This window comes from Marmoricola endophyticus (assembly GCF_014644415.1).
Classification (GTDB): domain Bacteria; phylum Actinomycetota; class Actinomycetes; order Propionibacteriales; family Nocardioidaceae; genus Marmoricola; species Marmoricola endophyticus.
Genome location: NZ_BMKQ01000001.1, coordinates 1,699,704 through 1,718,996, shown reverse-complemented (window position 1 = coordinate 1,718,996; position 19,293 = coordinate 1,699,704). Strand labels below are relative to the sequence as shown.

The window sequence follows — 19,293 nt, the reverse complement described above, 5'->3', positions numbered from 1 at the left end:
ACGTGAGCGGGCTCACGGCACGCCCGGTGGTAGATGCATAGGGTGCTGATGTAATTTGGTGGGCGTGAGCAACCCGACGTCCACCGCGCTGGCCGGAGTGCTGCGCGAGCTGGCCGTGACCGTGGTCCGCGACGCTCCCCAGCACGAGCTCAGCCGTACGGGCGCCGCGACGCTGTCGCGGATCAGGCGTGGCGGACCGCACCGGATCACGGCGCTGGCCGAGCTCGAGGCGGTGAGCCAGCCGTCCATGACGGGCCTGGTGCAACGGCTCGAGCAGCTGGGCTACCTGACCCGGTCGGTCGACCCGGCCGACCGCCGCGCCAGCCTCGTGGCGATCACGCCGGCAGGGGAGCAGGCCGTCGAGGCCCGCCGCCACCTGCACGAGCAGGTCATCGTCGACCGCCTCGCCCGGCTCACACCCACGCACGTCGAGCAGCTCGTCGCCGCGCTGCCCGCCCTGACCACCCTCGCCGAGACCACGGAGAAGCCCGCACATGTCTGACACGCACCAGCACACCGCGCACGAGGAGGGCGGGCTGTTCAACCAGCCCAAGGCGGTCTACGCCGTCGCCTTCGCGTGCGTCATCTCCTTCATGGGCATCGGTCTGGTCGACCCGATCCTGCCCGCCATCTCCGAGCAGCTGGACGCCTCGCCCAGCCAGGTGACGCTGCTGTTCACCAGCTACCTCGTCGTCACGGCGGTGATGATGCTGGTGACCAACTGGGTCTCGAGCCGACTGGGCGCCAAGCAGACGCTGATCGTCGGCCTCGCCCTCATCGTGGTCTTCGCCGCGCTCGCGGGCGCCAGCGACTCGATCTCCGGCATCGTCGCCTTCCGGGCGGGCTGGGGCCTGGGCAACGCCCTCTTCATCGCGACCTCGCTGGCGGCCATCGTCTCCAGCGCGCGAGGCGGGTTCGCCGGCGCGATCATCCTGTACGAGGCCGCTCTCGGCATCGGCATCGCGGCCGGACCGCTGGTCGGTGGCGTCCTCGGCAACATCAGCTTCCACGGCCCGTTCTTCGGCGTCGCCGTGCTGATGTTCATCGCCCTCGTCGCGACCTTCTTCCTGCTGCCGGCCACGCCGAAGCCGGACCACAAGACCTCACTGGTCGCGCCGATCGCGGCGCTTCGCCACCGCGGGCTGCTGCTGATGGGTCTGGCGGCGCTGCTCTACAACTGGGCGTTCTTCACGATGCTCGGGTACGCCCCGTTCCTCATGGACCTCGGCGCCATCCAGCTCGGCCTGGTGTTCTTCGGCTGGGGGATCTTCGTCGCGATCTTCGCGGTGCTCGGCGCGCCCCGTCTGCAGGCCCGCTTCGGCACCGCCAAGACGCTCTACGTCGCGCTCTCGCTGTTCGCGGTCGACCTGGCCGCGATCGCGATCTGGCCCGGTGAGCGGACCGTCGTCATCGTCGCGGTGATCGCGGCCGGCATCTTCATCGGCATCAACAACACGCTGACCACCCAGGCCGTGATGGTGGTCGCTCCGGTCGAGCGGCCGGTCGCCTCGGCGGCGTACGGCTTCGTCCGCTTCATCGGCGGCGGTCTCGCCCCGTTCGTCGCCGCGAAGCTGGTCGAGCACTTCGACGTCCACGTGCCGTTCTGGCTCGCCGCGATCACCGCGCTGGGCGCCGTCGCGATCCTGGCCACGGCCCACACCGCCCTGCGCGATGCGGACGCCGGGATGGACGAGGAGGGCCACTCGGTCGAGGACCTCGACGAGGTCGTCGGCGAGGAGGCCGACGAGTTCGGCGGCGCCCCCGGCGCGATCGACGAGGCGATTCGCGCTCGCTGACTCGGCGCGGGTGGGCGCGCTAGTCGGAACCCGACCTCTCGCGGTCGACGCGCCAGGCCCCGAGGTTGTTGTCGAAGGCCGGCAGCCCCCGGGTCTGGCGCACCCAGCCCCACGCAAGCGGGCCGAGGAGCAGCAGTCCCGCACCGACGATCCCCACGATCTCCGGTGGGACGCCGAGCATCTTCAGCCCGGTGAGGGTCAGCACGATGACGATGCCGCGCCGGATGACCGACTGGGAGACCCAGGAGGCCATCCGGGAGCCGAGGTACGTCCCGGGCGTGCCGCCCAGGACCAGCGGGATCAGCACGGCCCACGTCACCCCCTCGGTGAGGACGTGGCCGACCGCCGCGGCCAGCACCAGCGGCACCGCCTGGACGAGGTCGGTGCCGACCAGCTTCACCGCGGACAGCGTCGGGTAGAGCAGCAGCAGAGCCACCATGATCAGTGACCCGGAGCCGACCGAGGTGATCCCGACCAGCAGGCCCCCGATCGCGCCGATCAGCAGCGTCGGCACCGGCCGGAGCCGCGGCGCGGTCGTGGGGGCCCGGTTGCCGGCGGTGACGTGGCGCAGCTGGAGGTACATCCGCAGCCCGTACGTCGCCGCCGTGAACAGCAGGGCCACGCCGATCGCGTACGTGAGGAAGTCGGTCTGGGCGCCCTCGTCACCGAGCGACTTCACGATGAACCCGCCGGCGAACGCGAACGGCACCGAGGTGCACATCAAGAGCCCGGCCAGGCGGAGGTTGGGCGAGCCGGTACGCCAGTGCACCGCGGCGCCGACCGACTTGTTCACCGAGGCGGCGACCAGGTCGTTGGCCACCGCCGCCGCCGGGTTGATGCCGAGCAGGATCAGCGCCGGCGTCATCAGCGCGCCGCCTCCCATGCCGGTGAGCCCGACGACGATCCCGACGCCGAAGCTGACGACGAGGACCGACAGCGCGGAGAGGGTGATCAGGTCGCCCATCAGGACTCCTCGGGGTGGGGGCGGAGGTCGAGCAGACCCGCGCTCGCGAGGCCGTCGAGCACGTCGCCGAGTGCGTCCTCGACGCTCCGCCCGGTGGTGTCGACGCGGACGTCGGCGTCGACGGGCTCCTCGTACGGCGAGGAGATGCCCGTGAAGTCCGGGATCTCGCCGGCCCGCGCCTTCGCGTACAGGCCCTTGCGGTCGCGCCGCTCGCACTCCTCCAGGGGAGTGGCGACGTGGACGCAGAAGTACGCCCCGCCCGCGTCCTCGACGTAGCCACGGACGTCGGCGCGGGTCTGCGCGAACGGGGCGATCGGCGAGCAGATCGCCAGCCCGCGGTGGCGCGCGATCTCGGCCGCGACCCAGCCGATCCGGCGGATGTTGGTCTCCCGGTCCTCGCGGCTGAAGCCGAGGCCCGCGCTGAGGTGGCGTCGTACGACGTCGCCGTCCAGGCTGGTGACCGTCCGCCGGCCGTCCTCGACGACGAGGTCGTGCAGGGCGCGCGCCAGGGTGGACTTCCCGGAGCCGGACAGGCCGGTGAACAGCACCACCAGGCCCTGCTCGTCGCGCGGTGGCCGGTCCAGCGCGACGGCGGCGGCGACCTCGTCGGTGAGCGGGCCGGTGCCGGGCAGCGCCCGCACGTCGTCGGCGTACGCCCCGGCGACCCGGACGGCGAGCTCCTCGTCGACGGCGGCGTCACCGTGGTCGGCCAGCGGGACGGCGACGACCGAGATGTCGTCGCGATCGCGGACGGCGGTGACGCAGACGCGCAGCAGGCCGACCGGGCTGAGCCCGACCGGGGTGCCGTGGCCGCACAGCACGAGCAGCGTCGCGGGGCCGTCGAGCAGCGCCAGGTCGTCGGCGGTCGGCGCGCCGCGGACGACGTAGGCCGGCCCGCCGGAGGACTCCGTACGGACCTCGGTCGGCGCGCGGTAGAGCCGCCGGAACGGTCGCGCGTCCTGGGGCGCGAGCGCCGTCACGGTGCCGTCGGCCGCGACCCGGGCCAGGGGGGTCCCCTCGGCGTCGGTCAGCTCGACGGCACCGGCCTGGCGGGCGGCGTCGGCCACACCGTCGGGCAGCGCCAGCGTGACCGGGCCGACCGGGTCGAAACCCGTGCGGGGCGCCAGCGCCCCGTTGAGGAGGAGCTCGAGGTCGTCCAGCTCGCGTGGTGTCGGGAGGTGTTGCGGGATCGGCACGGCCGCCATCGTGCCAGCCGGGACCCCGGTCGGCGCGCGAAGTCCGCAGGTCCCGGATACGGTCGGGGCATGCCGCGCGTGCACGCCGTCACCGACGACGCGCTGGGTGAGGACGACCTGGTCGGGCTCCTGGGCCGTCTGCAGCGCCGCGACGTCTCGCCCGCCGAGCTGGTCGACGCCGCCGTGGAGCGGGTCGAGAGGGTGGAGCCCGAGCTGTCCGCGGTCGCGCACGCGGCGTACGACGAGGCCCGTGCGCAGGCGCGTGGCGACCTGACCGGCCCGTTCGCCGGCGTCCCGACGTATCTCAAGGACAACGTGGACCTGCGGGGGATGCCGACCCAGCACGGCTCGCGGGCCTGGGTCGCCGGGCCGGCGGAGGCCGACGGCGACTGGGCGCGGCTGCACCGCGCGACCGGGATGGTCGCCCTCGGCAAGTCCCGGCTCTCGGAGTTCGGGTTCAGCCCGAGCGCGGAGCCTCCCGGTGGGCCGCCCGTGCGCAACCCCTGGGACACGGGGCGTACGTCGGGGGCCTCGTCGGCCGGCTCGGCCGCGCTCGTCGCGGCGGGGGTCGTCCCCCTCGCCCACGGCAACGACGGCGGCGGCTCGATCCGGATCCCCGCCGACTGCTGCGGCCTGGTCGGGCTGAAGCCCACGCGCGGACGGACGCCGAGCGACAAGCGCAACCGCGACATGCCGGTACGGATCGTCGCCGACGGCGTGCTCACCCGGTCGGTGCGCGACTCGGCGCTGTTCCTCCGCGAGGCGGAGAAGACCTACCGCGACCTGCGGCTGCCGCCGGTCGGGGACATCCGCCGCCCGGGCCGCAAGCGGCTCGTGGTCGGTCTCGTCGTGCAGTCGATCGGGGACCGGCGCACCGACCCCGAGACCCTCGCGGTGGTCAACGCCACCGCCCGGCTGCTCGAGGGCGCCGGCCACTACGTCGAGCCGATCGACGCCCCCGCACCGCCGTCGTTCGAGGAGGACTTCACGACGTACTGGGCGATGCTCGCCGCCGTGCTGCACGACGGTGGCCGGCTGCTCCTGGACCGGGACTTCGACAAGCACGCGACGGACCCGCTGACCCAGGGGCTCGCGAGGCTCCTGCACCGTCGGGCGTACCGCCTCCCGCAGGCGATCACCCGGCTGCGCCGTGCGCAGCGGATCTCCGAGGACCTGTACGCCCGCTACGGCTACGACGTCGTCCTCAGCCCGACACTGCTCCACCCCGCTCGGCCGCTGGGCGAGCTGGAGCCGTTCGCGCCGCTGGCCGACTTCTTCCCCCGGATCACCGACTGGGTCGGGTTCACCCCGTGGCACAACGCGACCGGCGAGCCGGCACTCGCGCTGCCGACCGGTGCCACCGCCGACGGCAACCCGGTGGGCGTGATGATCTCGGGTCCGCAGGGCTCCGAGGCGACCCTGCTCGAGCTCGGCTACGAGATCGAGGAGCTGGCTCCCTTCCGGCGCATCCAGGACGGGTAGTCCCTGACGTTCGCGTCGTCGTACGGCCTCAGGGGCCGCGGAAACGTCCTTCAGCGCCCTCGGTACGACGACGTCGACCGGCGGGGAGGTGAAGGACGTTCTGGTGGCTCCGGGCGCGAACGGAGCACCGCAACGTCAGGGACTACCGCCGCTGGAGCAGGAGGGTCTGCGTCGACCGCGCCACCTCTCCGCGGAGGTCGCTGACGGTCCCGGTCGTGCTCCCGACGGCGCCGGGACCGAGCGTGGTCGCGGCGTCGAGGCGTACCCAGTCACCCTCGGCGGGGCGCAGGAAGGTGACCGTGAGCTCGACGTTCATGAACGCCCACCGCCTGATGTCGAGGGCGGCGGAGACGCCGCTCGCGGAGTCGACGCAGGCCAGCACCCGTTGCAGTGGCGACATCGCCTCCCCGGCGACCAGGGGGACCTTCGGTCGCATCCACGCGGCGCCGGCGCCGGGCTCCTCCAGCCCGCCGGCCAGCCAGCGCCAGTCCACGGCGTCGAGGTACCCCGAGCCCCAGCCGGCGGGCCGGCCACGCTCCACGCCGTCATCGGGCCGGTCGCCGGGGGCCGCCGGCTCACCCGGTCCGTCCTCGTGCGCCGGCAGCGACCAGGAGCGGGCGACGGCGACGCAGCGACCGGTGCTCTCGTCGTGCAGCTCGGCCTGGAGCAGGCTGACCGTACGACCCGGGCGCAGCACCTGCGCGGACACGGCGAGCGGGCCGAGGCCGATCGGGCCGAGGAGGTCCAGCGCGTACCTCGCGACCGTACGGTCGGCCGGCAGCAGCTGCTCCGTCGCCCGCCCGAGCAGGGCCGCGGGCGGTCCGCCGTGCTCGGCGTCGGGGGTCCACGGTCCGGCGGTCGAGACCGTCGGTACGAAGCGCTCGCGCCCCTCGGCATCGGTGCCGTCGGGGAGGTACCAGCAGGGCTCGTCCGGCGATTTCACGTTCCTCCTCGGCCCTGTGTATCGTTGCCGACCGGCAGCGGCCCCGCACCAGTGCAGGGTGCCGTGGACCAGGCCCCTTTAGCTCAGTCGGCAGAGCGTCTCCATGGTAAGGAGAAGGTCTACGGTTCGATTCCGTAAAGGGGCTCGAGGACGCACGGGTCCGGCGGGAACACCCCGACCAGGACCGGCGTTCTGCGGCGGGGTAGCTCAGGCGGTTAGAGCGCACGACTCATAATCGTGAGGTCGCGGGTTCGAACCCCGCCCCCGCTACCCGCAAGGGTTCACCCCGACCGACACCGACTTCTGCAGAGACGAGGCACCACCGTGGCCAGCAAGAGCTCAGACGTCCGCCCCAAGATCACCATGGCCTGCGTGGAGTGCAAGGAGCGGAACTACATCACCAAGAAGAACCGCCGCAACAACCCCGACCGCATGGAGCTGGCGAAGTTCTGCCCGCGCTGCCGTCGGCACACCGAGCACCGCGAGACCCGCTGAGGCCCAGCCTCCAGCAGCCCCTCGAAGGCGCGCTCGTCGTGGTCGACCAGTCACTGGTGGGACGTACGTTCCCACCCTCGGAGACGTACGTCGTCACGCGCGAGCGCGTCGCTGCTTTTGCGGCCGCCACGGGCACCCCGTGGGACGAGGCGGACCCGGCTCCCGCGACCTTCCCGATCGTCGTCGCGTTCGCCGCGATGCGGGGCCTGATGGACGACCCGTCGGTCGGCATCGAGCTGCGCCGGGTCGTCCACGGCGAGCAGCGCTTCGCCTACGAGCGGCCGGTCGTCGTCGGTGACGAGCTGACCGCGACCCTGACCGTCGACACGGTGCGCAGCCTCGGCGGCGCCGACGTCATCGGCACGACGAGCGCCGTGACCGACGCCGACGGCGCGCTGGTGTGCAGCGCGAAGGCGACGCTGGTGCACAGCGCAGGGGAGGGCGCATGAGCACCCTCGAGCCCGGCACCGACCTGCCGCCGCAGGAGTACGTCGTCACCCGTGCGGACCTGGTCGCCTACGCCGCCGCGTCCGGCGACGACAACCCGATCCACCAGGACGAGGAGATCGCCCGCGCGGTCGGCCTGCCCGGCGTGATCGCCCACGGGATGTACACCCTGGCCCTGGCCGCCCGCGCCGTCCAGGAGTGGGCCGGCGGCCCGGGCCGGGTCGAGCAGGTCGGCGCCAAGTTCACCAAGCCGGTGGTCGTCCCTGCAGGCGACGAAGGGACGACCGTCCGTGTGGCCGGCACCGTGAAGTCGGTCGCGGACGGTCGCGCGACGCTCGCCCTCACCGTGACCTGCGGCGAGGACAAGGTGCTCGGCATGCCCACCGCGGTGCTGCGTGTCTGACGGGCCCGCGCTGGCCGAGCTGACCACCCTCCGCCTGGGCGGACCTGCCGACCGCCTCGTCGAGGCGACCACCGAGGAGGAGCTCCTCGCCGCCGTCCGGCGCGCCGACGAGTCGGGCACCTCGCTGCTGGTGCTCGGCGGCGGCAGCAACGTCGTGGTCGCCGACGAGGGCTTCCACGGCGACGTCGTGCACGTCGCGACCCGCGGCATCGAGGTGGAGGCGGACGCCTGCAGCGGTGCCACGGTCACGGTCGCCGCGGGGGAGCCGTGGGACGACGTCGTGGCGAGTGCCGTCGAGCGCGGCTGGTGCGGCATCGAGGCGCTCTCCGGCATCCCGGGCTCGACCGGCGCCACTCCGGTGCAGAACGTCGGCGCGTACGGCCAGGAGGTCGCCCAGACGGTCGCCCGGGTGCGGACCTGGGACCGGCGCGACCGGGCCGTGCGTACGTACTCCGCCGCCGAGTGCGGCTTCGGCTACCGCACCAGCCGCTTCAAGGAGGACCCGCAGCGCCACGTGGTGCTGACGGTGACCTTCCAGCTCGCGCTCGCCGACCTCGGTGCGCCGGTCGGGTACGCCGAGCTGGCCCGGTCGCTCGGCGTCGAGACCGGTCAGCGCGCTCCGCTCGCCGACGTACGACGTGCCGTCCTCGCGCTGCGCCAGGGCAAGGGGATGTGGATCGACCCCGAGCAGCCCGACGACCACGACACCTGGAGCGCCGGCTCCTTCTTCACCAACCCCGTGGTCGACCCCGCTCTGGTCCCGCAGGGTGCGCCGGCCTGGCCGCAGCCGGACGGGCGCGTCAAGACCAGCGCGGCGTGGCTGATCGAGCACGCCGGCTTCGCGAAGGGCTACGCGCTCGGCGGCGTCGCACTGTCCGGTCGGCACACCCTCGCCCTGACCAACCGGGGGAGCGGCACCACGCGCGACCTGCTGGCGCTGGCCACGCGGATCCGCGACGGCGTCGAGCTCGAGCACGGCATCCGGCTGGTCAACGAGCCGGTGCTGGTCGGCTGCTCGCTGCCGTGAGCGCTCAGTACGTCGAGTAGTCCGAGGAGCTGCTGGCGGCGATGCCGAGGGTGACCACGGCGATCACCGCGAGCACGCCCAGCACCAGGATGACCGTGCCGACGATCCCGAGGACGAACCCGGCCTGGGCGTTGCTGCGCCCGCCGAGCTGACCGTTCGAGGCGTCGATCTCCTTGACGGTCTTGCGGCCGACGAAGAGCGCGAACGGAGCGACGAGGAAGCCGATGCCGCACATGAAGCCGCCGACCAGCCCGACGAGCCCGAGGACCAGCGAGGTCGTCGCGGAGGGGTGGTTGGCCGGCATCTGGTAGCCGTACCCACCGGCGAACCCGGCCGGTGCCGGCGGCTGGCCGTACGGCGCGTACGCGGGCGGCGGCTGCTGTCCCCAGGCGGGCTGCTGCGCGCCCCACGCCGGCGGCGGTGTGCCGGGCTGAGGCGCCTGGGCGCGCTCGCCCTGCTCGCGCGCCTGGCGGGCCCAGTACCCCTCCTCGTCGGGGGTCGAGCCCGGGGAGGCGCCCGGGTACGCCCCGGGGTAGGCGGCCGGCTGGCCCGGCTGGAGCGGCGCCGTCGGGTCCTGGCGTGCTCCGAAGTCGACGCCCTCGCCGGACTCGTTGGGCGGCCGGTCGAACGGGTCGTCGGAGCGGGAGCCCTCGGCGCCTGACTCCGAGCGCGGGTCCTCAGGAGTGCTCATGCGGGGGATTGTGCCAACCAGGTGTCGATGTCGGCGAGCGCGGCACTCCGCAGGTCGGTGGGCGCCTGCGACGCGCGCAGCGACATCCGGGCCAGCTCGGCCAGCTCGGCGTCGGTGAGGTCGTGCGCGGCGCGCATGGTGGCGTACTGCGCGGCCAGCCGGGAGCCGAAGAGCAGCGGGTCGTCCGCGCCCAGCGCGACCGTCGCCCCGGCGTCGAGGAGGACCCGCAGCGGGACCGAGGACAGGTCGGAGTAGACGCCGAGCGCGACGTTCGACGTGGGGCAGACCTCCAGCGCGACGCCGTCGGCGACCACCCGGTCGAGGAGGGCGGGGTCCTCGGCACTGCGAACGCCGTGCCCGAGCCGCTGCGCGTGCAGGTCGTCGAGGCAGGTCCGTACGTGCGCCGGCCCGAGGAGCTCGCCGCCGTGCGGCACCAGCAGCAGCCCGGCCCGCTCCGCGATGGCGAAGGCGCGGGCGAAGTCGGTCGTGGTGCCGCGGCGCTCGTCGTTGGAGAGCCCGAAGCCGACGACGCCGCGGCCGGCGTACTGCGCGGCCAGGCGCGCCAGCGTCCGTGCGTCGAGGGGGTGCCTGGTCCGGTTGGCCGCGATCACGACGGCGATGCCCAGCCCGGTGGTCGCCGCGGCGTCGGCGGCCGCGTCGAGCACCAGGTCGGTGAAGGCCGTGACGCCGCCGAAGCGTGCGGCGTAGCCGCTCGGGTCGACCTGGATCTCCATCCACCGACCGCCGTCGGCGACGTCGTCCTCGGCGGCCTCGCGCAGGAGCCGGCGCACGTCGTCGGGGGTGCGCAGGACGGTGCGGGCGACGTCGTAGAGGCGCTGGAAGCGGAACCAGCCCTTCTCGTCCGCCGCCGACAGCGGCGGCGGCCAGTGCTCGACGAGCGCGTCGGGGAGCACGATCCCGTCGCGCGCGGCCAGCTCGAGGAGCGTGGTGTGCCGCATCGAGCCGGTGAAGTGCAGGTGCAGGTGCGCCTTCGGCAGCGCGCGCAGGTCGCGCCTGCCGGGGGGAGGGGACGGGATCGGCACCTGGCCCACGCTCAGGCCCCGGTGAGCTTCTCGGTGGCCGCGAGCAGGACGCAGGTGGTCACCGCCTCCATCGCCGGGGTGACGTCGGCCAGCGGCGGGAAGGTCGGCGCGAGCCGGATGTTCTGGTCGTCGGGGTCGTGGCTGTCCGGGAAGGCCGAGCCGGCCGGGGTCAGCGCCACGCCGGCCCGGGCCGCCAGCTCGATGACGCGCGAGGCGGTGCCCGGGAGCACGTCGAGGCTGACGAAGTAGCCGCCCTCGGGGCGCGTCCACGAGGCGACGCCCGTACCGCCCAGGCGCTCGGTCAGCACCCGGTCGACCTCGGCGAACTTCGGCGCGATGATCCGGCGGTGCTCGGCCATGTGGGCGCGCACGCCGTCGGCGGAGCCGAAGAACTCCGCGTGCCTGAGCTGGTTGAGCTTGTCCGGACCGATCGATCCCTTGCCGAGGTGGCCGAGGTACCACGCGACCGTCTCCGGCGACCCGGCCAGGAACGCCACCCCTGCGCCGGCGTACGTGATCTTCGAGGTCGAGGCGAACACGACCGGTCGGTGCGGGTTGCCGGCCACCGCCGCCAGCGACAGCACGTCGGCGCTCTTGGTCTCGGCGCTGGTCAGGTGGTGCAGCGCGTACGCGTTGTCCCACAGGATCTTGAAGTCCGGCGCCGCGGTCGGCATCGAGACCAGTCGCTCGGCGACCTCCTGGGTCACCACCGACCCGGTCGGGTTGGCGTACGTCGGGACCAGCCACATCCCCTTGATGCTCGGGTCGTCCGCGACCAGCCGGGCCACCGCGTCGACGTCCGGGCCGTCCTCGAGCATCGGCACGGTCACGGTGTCGATGCCCAGCCAGGACAGCAGCGTGAAGTGCCGGTCGTAGCCCGGGACCGGGCACACGAAGGTGACCTTCTCCTCGGCCGCCCACGGGCGCTCGCCGTCGACCGCTCCCTTGAGCATCAGGTCGACCAGCACGTCGCGCATCATCGTCAGGCTCGAGCTCCCGCCCGCCACGATCCGGTCCGCGTCGATCCCCAGCAGGTCGGCGAAGATCTCGCGCAGCTCGGCGATGCCCTGAAGGCCACCGTAGTTGCGGACGTCCGCCCCGGAGCGGTCCCGTGTCGTGCTCGGCAGGGACAGCAGGCCGTCGGAGAGGTCGAGCTGCTCCGTGGACGGCTTCCCGCGGGTCAGGTCGAGCCCCAGGCCCTGGGCGCGCAGGGCGTCGTACGCCGCCGTCTGCCGCGCATGCACCTGCGCGACCTCGGCCGCGCTCAGGTCGGTGAGAGGCTGCTGGGGGGACGGGTCGGACGGGCTGTGGTCGCTCACCACCGCATTGTCACAAACCCCGCGCGGGGCGGCGACGGTGCCGGCCTCCGGTTCGACTTCGGCTGGGACCCCGACCTAGACTCACGGGAGGCGCGCAGCAGCCATGGTCCCGCCATGCCCGCGAGCGCCGTAGGGCACTAGCTCAACTGGCAGAGCATCGGTCTCCAAAACCGAAGGTTGGGGGTTCAAGTCCCTCGTGCCCTGCGAGTCCCACGAGTCGTGGGCGGAGTCAGAGAAGAAGACCAGGCAGACCAAGCCATACGTGGAAGGACACCAACGTGGCGGACGGCAAGTCGGCGGGGCGCTCCAACGCCCCCGCGAGCGAGCGCACCTCGCCGCTGACGTTCTACCGCCAGGTGGTCGCCGAGCTGCGCAAGGTGGTCTACCCGACCCAGCAGCAGCTGGTGACGTACTTCATCGTCGTGGTCGTCTTCGTCCTGTTCTTCATGGCGCTGGTCTCCGGCCTCGACCTGGGCTTCGGCAAGCTGGTCTTCGCCCTGTTCGCCGACTAGCCAGACGCCGACCGGCCCGGGCGTCCCACGACGCCGGCCGGCAGCAACGGGCCACACCGGCCCACGATCCGAGAAGGTGACGCACCACCGTGTCCGAGCAGTACGACGACGTTTCCGAGGCACCCGAGAGCTCCGAGGAGGAGTCTGTCGACCCCGCCACCGCCGAGGCGGTGGAGCTGACGGGTGCCACCCCGGTGCTGCCCGACTCCGGCGACGGCCTGGGCATCGACGACGACGGAGCGGGTGCCGGTGACGCCACCGAGCAGGCCGACCCGATCGACGACGCGCCGGCCGACGAGGTCGACGCGGCGGCCGACCCGCTCGAGGAGTTCCGCGCGGCCCTGCGGGAGAAGTTCGGGGACTGGTACGTCATCCACACGTACTCCGGCATGGAGAACCGGGTGAAGGCCAACCTCGAGAACCGCACGACCTCGCTGAACATGGAGGACTACATCCACGAGATCGTGGTCCCCACCGAGGAGGTCGCCGAGATCAAGAACGGCCAGCGCAAGATGGTCAAGCGCACCGTGCTCCCCGGCTACGTCCTGGTCCGGATGGACCTCACCGACGAGTCCTGGTCGGCCGTACGCCACACGCCGTCGGTGACCGGCTTCGTCGGGCACAGCCACCAACCGGTCCCCCTGAGCCTGGACGAGGTCGAGAACATGCTCGCCCCCGCCGTCCTCGCCCAGGCCGAGCTGGACGCGGCGGCCGCCGCGGCGAACGCCGAGCCGGGCACCGCGCCGCCGACGGGTGCCGCGCCCCGGCCGACCGTCGAGGTGGCCGACTTCGAGGTCTCCGACTCCGTCATGGTCGTCGACGGCCCGTTCGCCACGCTGCACGCGACCATCACCGAGATCAACGCCGAGAGCCAGCGCGTCAAGGCCCTCGTCGAGATCTTCGGACGCGAGACCCCGGTCGAGCTGTCCTTCGACCAGGTCGAGCGCGTGTGACGCCCGAGCGGAGCTCGGGCGTCACACCAGCGCTCATGATCGAGCGGTGTCGACTGACCTGCGCAGCGAAGCAAGCAGGCCAGTGCCACCTGTCGAGATCCGCCAAGCGGTGACACACCGCCGTTGACCGCACGACAGGCACCACCAGCACCACCCACGTACCACCCCGGGTCTCGACCTCCGGGGAGCACGACCAGCACCACACCGCACCACGTGGCAGGGGCGCAGTCCCCGTCATGACCACACGAGAGAAGGAAGATCAATGCCTCCCAAGAAGAAGATCGCCGCACTGGTCAAGGTCCAGCTGCAGGCCGGTGCCGCGACGCCGGCACCGCCGGTCGGTACCGCCCTCGGTCCGCACGGCGTGAACATCATGGAGTTCTGCAAGGCGTACAACGCCGAGACCGAGGCGATGCGCGGCAACGTCATCCCCGTCGAGATCACCATCTTCGAGGACCGGACGTTCAGCTTCGTCACGAAGACGCCGCCGGCCGCCGAGCTGATCAAGAAGGCCGCCGGCCTGTCGAAGGGCTCCGGCCTGCCGCACAGCCAGAAGGTCGGCAAGCTCACCAAGGACCAGGTCCGCGAGATCGCGACCACCAAGCTGCCCGACCTCAACGCGAACAGCGTCGAGCAGGCGATGCGCATCGTCGAGGGCACCGCCCGCTCGATGGGCGTCACCACGGACTGAGCGCGCTCGGTCCGAGCTCGCGAGGGCCGAGAAGAAGCGCGAAGGTTGAGCAGCGGCGCACGAGACCGAGCGAAGCGAGGAATCGGGCGAAGCGCGTCGAAACCGATCGCGTACGCAAGATAGATCCACCCCGTGGCAGGACCGCGCTGGTCCGTCGACCACACCCGTACAGCCATCACTAGCTGAAGGAACTCACCATGCAGCGCAGCAAGACCTACCGAGCAGCGGCCGAGGCGTTCGACGCCGATGAGCTGTACGCCCCCCTCGCCGCGATCAAGATCGCCAAGGGCGGCGCGACCAAGAAGTTCGACGAGTCCGTCGACGTGGCCATGAGGCTGGGCGTCGACCCGCGCAAGGCCGACCAGATGGTGCGCGGCACCGTCAACCTGCCCCACGGCACCGGCAAGACCGCGCGGGTGCTCGTCTTCGCGGTCGGTGACAAGGCCACCGCGGCTCTCGAGGCCGGCGCCGACGAGGTCGGTGGCGACGAGCTGATCGAGAAGGTCAGCGGCGGCTACCTCGACTTCGACGCCGTGGTCGCGACCCCGGACCTGATGGGCAAGGTCGGCCGTCTGGGCCGGGTGCTCGGCCCCCGGGGCCTGATGCCGAACCCGAAGACCGGCACGGTCACCCCGGACCCGGCCAAGGCCGTCACCGACATCAAGGGCGGCAAGATCGAGTTCCGCGTCGACCGGCACGCCAACCTGCACTTCATGATCGGCAAGTCGTCGTTCACCGAGGTGCAGCTCGCGGAGAACTACGCTGCCGCGCTGGAGGAGGTGCTGCGGCTCAAGCCGTCCAGCTCCAAGGGCCGCTACATCAAGAAGGTCACGCTCTCCACGACGATGGGTCCCGGCGTCCAGGTCGACCCGAACCGCACCCGCAACCTCGCGGAGACCGACGAGGCCTGAGCCTCCTCGCGACGGACGACGGCCCGGTCACCCCGCACAGGGGTGGCCGGGCCGTCGTCCCTTCCCCGGACTTTGCTAGACAGTCCCTCAACCGATTCCTCAGGGGGGACCCCATGCGCCACGACCAGACCCATGCCCGCCGTCGCCTCGCCCGCGCGCTCGGCGGTGCGACGCTCGCCGTCGCGCTGACCGCCACCGCCGCGTGCGGAGGGTCCGGCGGCGACTCCACCTCCTCGGCGTCGAGCAGCTCCAGCAGCTCCGGCAGCTCGAGCAGCTCCGAGCCGCTCACGAAGTCCGACCTCGGCGACCGGCTGTCCTCGGCGATCGACAAGGCCGGGTCGTTCACCTTCACGCTCCAGGGCACGGCCGCAGGGCAGGCCACGAAGGGTGAGGGCAAGGTCGACCTCTCCGGGTCGACCCCGCTCGTGGACTCGACCTCGACGGTCGCCGGTCAGGAGGTCCAGACCCGGATCGTCGACGGTGTCTACTACCTGAAGTCCGCAGCGCTCGTCCCGGGTGGCAAGTGGCTGAAGATCGACCCGAAGGCGAAGTCCGGCATCGGAGCCCTCCTGGGTCAGCTCGGCGGGAACAGCGACCCCTCCCAGCAGCTGAAGGCGCTGAGCAAGGCGACGTCGGTGACGCCGAAGGGGACCGAGGAGATCGACGGCACCGCGACCAGGGCGTACGAGGTCGAGGTCCCCGGTGCGGCGTACGGCGCCGCGATCGGCTTCCCCGAGACCCTGGCCAAGGAGCTGCCGGACACGCTGACGTACACCGTCAACGTCGACGACGACGACCTGCTGCGCCGACTGGAGTCGAGCATCGCGGTGCGCAACGTCAAGACCGAGACATCGGTGACCTTCAGTGACTTCGGCGACGACGTCTCCGTCTCCGCCCCGCCGGCCGGGCAGACGACGACGAAGTCCTCGGTGCCCGGGCTGTCCGGCTGAGTCCAGGTGCTGCCGCCGACCGCGCCGAGCCCGATTTGGCAGGCGCGGCCGGCGGCTGGCACACTCTCGTCTGTTACCGAAGACCGCCGGTCCCACCTCCGGGTGGACGAAGGTCCCGCAACCGCGGGCGGCCTGCGCAGGGAGCAGTACTGACGCCGACCCGGTCGGCACGACGTCCTGAGGCCCTGTGCCCAGGACGTTCTTTCGTTCTGCGGCGCTGATCCGAGGTGACCCGCCCGGCACCCTGCCGGGGGTGGGTGTGCGCAGCTGCGCTGTGCGTGCCCGTACGTGAACGGAAGGAGACCCATGGCGCGGCCAGACAAGACGGCTGACGTCTCGGAGATCGTCGAGCAGTTCAACGACTCCGCCGGCGCTGTCCTGACCGACTACCGCGGACTCTCCGTCAAGCAGCTGCAGGAGCTGCGGCGCTCGCTCAGCGGCAACGCCGAGTACGCCGTGGTCAAGAACACGCTCACCCGCATCGCGGCCAAGGAGGCGGGCGTCGACGGCTTCGACGACCTGCTGGCCGGACCGACCGCCATCGCCTTCATCTCCGGTGACGTCGTGGAGGCGGCCAAGGGTCTGCGTGACTTCGCCAAGGCCAACCCCGCCCTGATCATCAAGGGCGGGTACGTCGACGGGGCCCCGATGGACCCGGCGGCGATCGCCAAGCTGGCCGACCTGGAGTCCCGCGAGGTGCTCCTGGGGAAGCTGGCCGGCGCGATGCTGGCCTCGCTCAGCCAGGCCGTCTACCTCCTCAACGCCCCGCTCTCGCAGTTCGCCCGCACCGCCGGCGCGCTGCAGGCGAAGGCCGAGGAGGACCCGTCGGTGCTGGGAGGTGGCGCCGGCGAGCCGGCAGCCGCCGAGCCGGCGGAGGCCGCCCAGGCCCCCGAGGCCACCGAGGAGTCCACGGACTCCACCGAGGCAGCAGCTGCCGAGGAGACCCCCGAGGCCTGAGGGCCTCTGCTCGTCCGCGAGCACGACACCACCTGCCGCTCGGACCACCCCGGCGGCGCACCAACCGAAAGGGATGCCACTCATGGCGAAGCTCAGCACCGACGAGCTCCTGGACGCCTTCAAGGAGATGACTCTCCTTGAGCTCAGCGAGTTCGTGAAGCAGTTCGAGGACACCTTCGGCGTCACCGCGGCCGCCCCGGTCGCGGCCGCTGCCGCGCCGGCCGCCGCCGGTGGCGGCGAGGCCGGCGGCGACGCCGCCGAGCAGGACGAGTTCGACGTCGTCCTCGAGTCCGCCGGCGACAAGAAGATCAACGTCATCAAGGAGGTCCGCGGCCTGACCAGCCTCGGGCTGAAGGAGGCCAAGGAGCTGGTCGAGTCCGCTCCCAAGGCCATCCTGGAGAAGGCCAACAAGGAGACCGCGGAGAAGGCCAAGGAGGCCCTCGAGGGCGCCGGGGCCACCGTCACCCTCAAGTGACGCTCTCCTGAGTCGTACGCCGGCCGCCCCACCCGTCCCGGGTGGGGCGGCCGTCGTGCGTCCGGAGGGCGGAACCGGAGTGCCACGGAGTGCGCCATCCATGTGACCGGTGACACCGCGTGACGTACAGTTCACCCGGCGTACTGGCACGTAACCCAACGCACCGCTGGTCGTTGAGTGACTGCCGACACATGACGCACCGCACAGCGGCCGGCACGGTCGGCCCGAACCCCACCCGAAGGAGATCCGCACATGGGCGTGGAGATCGTGGTCGACGGCCTCAGCAAGTCCTTCGGCAAGCAGCTGATCTGGGGCGACGTCACGCTGACCATCCCCGCCGGTGAGATCTGCGTGATGCTGGGCCCCTCGGGCACCGGCAAGTCGGTGTTCCTCAAGACGCTGATCGGTCTGCTCAAGCCCGACAAGGGCTCCATCGTCATCGAGGGCACCGACATCGCCTCCTGCTCCGAGCGCGACCTGTACGAGATCCGCAAGCTGTTCGGCGTGCTGTTCCAGGACGGCGCGATGTTCGGCTCGATGAACCTGTACGACAACGTCGCCTTCCCGCTGCGCGAGCACACCAAGAAGTCCGAGTCCGAGATCCGCAACATCGTCATGGAGAAGATGGACCTGGTGGGGCTCCTCGGCACCGAGGACAAGCTGCCCGGCGAGATCTCCGGCGGGATGCGCAAGCGTGCGGGCATCGCGCGCGGTCTGGTGCTCGACCCGGAGATCGTCCTCTTCGACGAGCCCGACTCGGGCCTGGACCCGGTGCGCACCTCGTTCCTCAACCAGCTGATCGTCGACCTCAACGCCCAGATCGACGCGACGTTCCTCATCGTCACCCACGACATCAACACCGCGCGCACGGTCCCGGACAACATCGGGCTGCTGTACCACAAGCACCTGGCCATGTTCGGGCCCCGCGAGATGCTGCTCTCCTCGGAGGAGCCGGTGGTGCGTCAGTTCCTCAACGCGCAGAAGGTCGGCCCGATCGGCATGTCGGAGGAGAAGGACGCCGACGAGCTCGAGGCGGAGAAGGACCAGGACCTGCCGCCGCTGCCGCCGATCCCGATGCAGCTCGAGCCGTCCAACGGCATCCCCCGGCGCAGCCAGCGCGACCCCGGCTCCTGGTGCAAGGAGCACGACGTCACGCCGCCTCCGGGCTCGTTCGAGGAGAACATGTCCATGACCACCGGAGCGTGAGAAGTGCGCCGCCCCGCCCCACGGCCGATCGGAGGGTGAGCACGTGTCCACCCTGACCTCGGCGCGGATCTTCGCCCCCGTCGGCACCGCCGGCAAGCTGTTCGCCTTCGGCATCGACGTCTTCCGAGGGCTGTTCCGCCGACCCTTCCAGCTGCGGGAGTTCCTCCAGCAGGCCTGGTTCATCGCGTCGGTCACGATCATCCCGACCGCGCTGGTCGCGATCCCGTTCGGTGCGGTCATCGCCCTGCAGGTCGGCGGCCTGATCAAGCAGTTCGGCGCGCAGTCGTTCACCGGTTCCGCGTCCGTCCTCGCGATCGTCCGCGAGGCGGGGCCGATCGCCACGTCGCTGCTGATCGCGGGAGCCGGGGGGTCGGCCATCGCCGCCGACCTCGGTGCGCGCAAGATCCGCGAGGAGCTCGACGCCATGATGGTGCTGGGCATCGACCCGATCCAACGGCTCGTGGTGCCCCGCGTGCTGGCCGCGATGCTGGTGGCGGTCTTCCTCAACGGCCTGGTCAGCGTCGTCGGCGTGATGGGCGGCTACTTCTTCAACGTGGTCCTGCAGAACGGCACGCCCGGGGCGTACATCGCCAGCTTCACCGCCCTCGCCCAGCTGCCCGACCTCTACCAGGGGATGGTCAAGGCGCTGGTCTTCGGCCTCATCGCCGGCATCGTGGCCTCGTACAAGGGCATGAACGCCGGCGGCGGGCCCAAGGGCGTCGGGGACGCCGTCAACGAGTCCGTCGTCATCACCTTCCTGCTGCTCTTCGTCGCGAACTTCGTCATGAGCGCGGTCTACATGCAGCTCGTCCCGCCGAAGACGGGTTGATCG

Annotated in this window: 22 protein-coding genes and 3 tRNA genes; 19 read left to right on the top strand and 6 right to left on the bottom strand. The window is 71.9% G+C overall.

The features are described from left to right. The first annotated feature begins 64 nt into the window (after positions 1–64). Positions 65–502: a MarR family winged helix-turn-helix transcriptional regulator gene (locus IEX42_RS08375; RefSeq protein WP_188779368.1), complete on the top strand. Its 438-nt coding sequence runs from the start codon at positions 65–67 to the stop codon at positions 500–502. Beyond that, positions 495–1,796 carry an MFS transporter gene (locus IEX42_RS08370; RefSeq protein ID WP_188779367.1) on the top strand — a complete coding sequence of 434 codons (1,302 nt, stop codon included), beginning with the start codon at positions 495–497 and terminating at the stop codon, positions 1,794–1,796. Before IEX42_RS08375 ends, IEX42_RS08370 begins: the two co-directional genes overlap by 8 nt. Before the next feature lie 19 nt (positions 1,797–1,815). Here the strand turns inward: IEX42_RS08370 and IEX42_RS08365 are convergent, their stop codons facing one another. Together IEX42_RS08365 and cysC are read right to left on the bottom strand one after the other, a co-directional pair. Continuing rightward, a complete protein-coding gene (locus tag IEX42_RS08365) occupies positions 1,816–2,760 on the bottom strand; it encodes a sulfite exporter TauE/SafE family protein (protein WP_188779366.1) in 945 nt (314 codons plus the stop codon). Next, positions 2,760–3,956, bottom strand: a complete 1,197-nt coding sequence (gene cysC, locus IEX42_RS08360; protein WP_229660713.1) for an adenylyl-sulfate kinase — start codon at positions 3,954–3,956, stop codon at positions 2,760–2,762. The genes IEX42_RS08365 and cysC overlap by 1 nt, the downstream gene beginning before the upstream one ends. Before the next feature lie 69 nt (positions 3,957–4,025). On the opposite strand from cysC, the gene IEX42_RS08355 reads away from it, so the two are divergent. Next, on the top strand, positions 4,026–5,438 hold the full coding sequence (locus IEX42_RS08355) for an amidase (protein ID WP_188779364.1): 1,413 nt from the start codon (positions 4,026–4,028) through the stop codon (positions 5,436–5,438). Between the two features lie 142 nt (positions 5,439–5,580). Here IEX42_RS08355 and IEX42_RS08350 read toward each other — a convergent pair whose 3' ends face one another. Continuing rightward, positions 5,581–6,381 carry a thioesterase family protein gene (locus IEX42_RS08350; protein WP_188779363.1) on the bottom strand — a complete coding sequence of 267 codons (801 nt, stop codon included), beginning with the start codon at positions 6,379–6,381 and terminating at the stop codon, positions 5,581–5,583. Positions 6,382–6,453: 72 nt separating this feature from the next. Between IEX42_RS08350 and IEX42_RS08345 the strand changes: the two genes are divergently transcribed. From IEX42_RS08345 to IEX42_RS08320, 6 genes are all read left to right on the top strand, one after another. Then, a tRNA-Thr gene (locus tag IEX42_RS08345) sits at positions 6,454–6,526 on the top strand. 51 nt (positions 6,527–6,577) lie between these two features. Then, positions 6,578–6,651: transfer RNA gene (locus tag IEX42_RS08340), tRNA-Met, on the top strand. 54 nt (positions 6,652–6,705) lie between these two features. Beyond that, positions 6,706–6,876 carry a 50S ribosomal protein L33 gene (gene rpmG / locus IEX42_RS08335; RefSeq protein WP_188779362.1) on the top strand — a complete coding sequence of 57 codons (171 nt, stop codon included), beginning with the start codon at positions 6,706–6,708 and terminating at the stop codon, positions 6,874–6,876. Between the two features lie 38 nt (positions 6,877–6,914). After that, positions 6,915–7,325 (top strand): FAS1-like dehydratase domain-containing protein, encoded by a 411-nt coding sequence (locus IEX42_RS08330; RefSeq protein WP_188779361.1) that lies wholly within the window; start codon positions 6,915–6,917, stop codon positions 7,323–7,325. Next, positions 7,322–7,726 carry a MaoC/PaaZ C-terminal domain-containing protein gene (locus IEX42_RS08325; protein ID WP_188779360.1) on the top strand — a complete coding sequence of 135 codons (405 nt, stop codon included), beginning with the start codon at positions 7,322–7,324 and terminating at the stop codon, positions 7,724–7,726. Before IEX42_RS08330 ends, IEX42_RS08325 begins: the two co-directional genes overlap by 4 nt. Then, positions 7,719–8,753: a UDP-N-acetylmuramate dehydrogenase gene (locus tag IEX42_RS08320; RefSeq protein WP_229660712.1), complete on the top strand. Its 1,035-nt coding sequence runs from the start codon at positions 7,719–7,721 to the stop codon at positions 8,751–8,753. Before IEX42_RS08325 ends, IEX42_RS08320 begins: the two co-directional genes overlap by 8 nt. Before the next feature lie 4 nt (positions 8,754–8,757). Here IEX42_RS08320 and IEX42_RS18130 read toward each other — a convergent pair whose 3' ends face one another. The 3 genes from IEX42_RS18130 to IEX42_RS08305 are packed head-to-tail and all read right to left on the bottom strand — an operon-like array spanning position 8,758 to position 11,806. Beyond that, positions 8,758–9,444: a hypothetical protein gene (locus tag IEX42_RS18130; RefSeq protein WP_229660711.1), complete on the bottom strand. Its 687-nt coding sequence runs from the start codon at positions 9,442–9,444 to the stop codon at positions 8,758–8,760. Then, complete coding sequence (locus IEX42_RS08310; protein WP_268236435.1) at positions 9,441–10,487, bottom strand: adenosine deaminase; 1,047 nt, start codon at positions 10,485–10,487, stop codon at positions 9,441–9,443. Before IEX42_RS08310 ends, IEX42_RS18130 begins: the two co-directional genes overlap by 4 nt. Before the next feature lie 11 nt (positions 10,488–10,498). Then, entirely contained in the window at positions 10,499–11,806 is a 1,308-nt protein-coding gene (locus IEX42_RS08305; RefSeq protein ID WP_188779359.1) for an aspartate aminotransferase type Ic, read from the bottom strand. A gap of 131 nt (positions 11,807–11,937) precedes the next feature. Between IEX42_RS08305 and IEX42_RS08300 the strand changes: the two genes are divergently transcribed. The 10 genes from IEX42_RS08300 to IEX42_RS08255 all read left to right on the top strand — a co-directional run bounded on the left by IEX42_RS08300 (position 11,938) and on the right by IEX42_RS08255 (position 19,290). Beyond that, positions 11,938–12,010: transfer RNA gene (locus IEX42_RS08300), tRNA-Trp, on the top strand. 74 nt (positions 12,011–12,084) lie between these two features. Further along, entirely contained in the window at positions 12,085–12,318 is a 234-nt protein-coding gene (gene secE, locus IEX42_RS08295; RefSeq protein WP_188779358.1) for a preprotein translocase subunit SecE, read from the top strand. 89 nt (positions 12,319–12,407) lie between these two features. Beyond that, positions 12,408–13,271, top strand: a complete 864-nt coding sequence (gene nusG / locus IEX42_RS08290) for a transcription termination/antitermination protein NusG (RefSeq protein ID WP_188779357.1) — start codon at positions 12,408–12,410, stop codon at positions 13,269–13,271. 262 nt (positions 13,272–13,533) lie between these two features. After that, on the top strand, positions 13,534–13,962 hold the full coding sequence (gene rplK / locus IEX42_RS08285) for a 50S ribosomal protein L11 (RefSeq protein WP_188779356.1): 429 nt from the start codon (positions 13,534–13,536) through the stop codon (positions 13,960–13,962). 197 nt (positions 13,963–14,159) lie between these two features. Then, positions 14,160–14,873, top strand: a complete 714-nt coding sequence (rplA, locus tag IEX42_RS08280; protein ID WP_188779355.1) for a 50S ribosomal protein L1 — start codon at positions 14,160–14,162, stop codon at positions 14,871–14,873. Positions 14,874–14,986: 113 nt separating this feature from the next. Further along, a complete protein-coding gene (locus IEX42_RS08275; RefSeq protein ID WP_188779354.1) occupies positions 14,987–15,823 on the top strand; it encodes an SCO4651 family lipoprotein in 837 nt (278 codons plus the stop codon). 306 nt (positions 15,824–16,129) lie between these two features. Further along, entirely contained in the window at positions 16,130–16,780 is a 651-nt protein-coding gene (rplJ, locus tag IEX42_RS08270) for a 50S ribosomal protein L10 (RefSeq protein ID WP_188779353.1), read from the top strand. A gap of 82 nt (positions 16,781–16,862) precedes the next feature. Continuing rightward, positions 16,863–17,255 carry a 50S ribosomal protein L7/L12 gene (rplL, locus tag IEX42_RS08265; RefSeq protein ID WP_188779352.1) on the top strand — a complete coding sequence of 131 codons (393 nt, stop codon included), beginning with the start codon at positions 16,863–16,865 and terminating at the stop codon, positions 17,253–17,255. Positions 17,256–17,507: 252 nt separating this feature from the next. Then, a complete protein-coding gene (locus tag IEX42_RS08260; protein WP_188779351.1) occupies positions 17,508–18,461 on the top strand; it encodes an ABC transporter ATP-binding protein in 954 nt (317 codons plus the stop codon). Positions 18,462–18,504: 43 nt separating this feature from the next. Next, a complete protein-coding gene (locus IEX42_RS08255) occupies positions 18,505–19,290 on the top strand; it encodes an MlaE family ABC transporter permease (protein WP_188779350.1) in 786 nt (261 codons plus the stop codon). Positions 19,291–19,293: the final 3 nt, after the last annotated feature.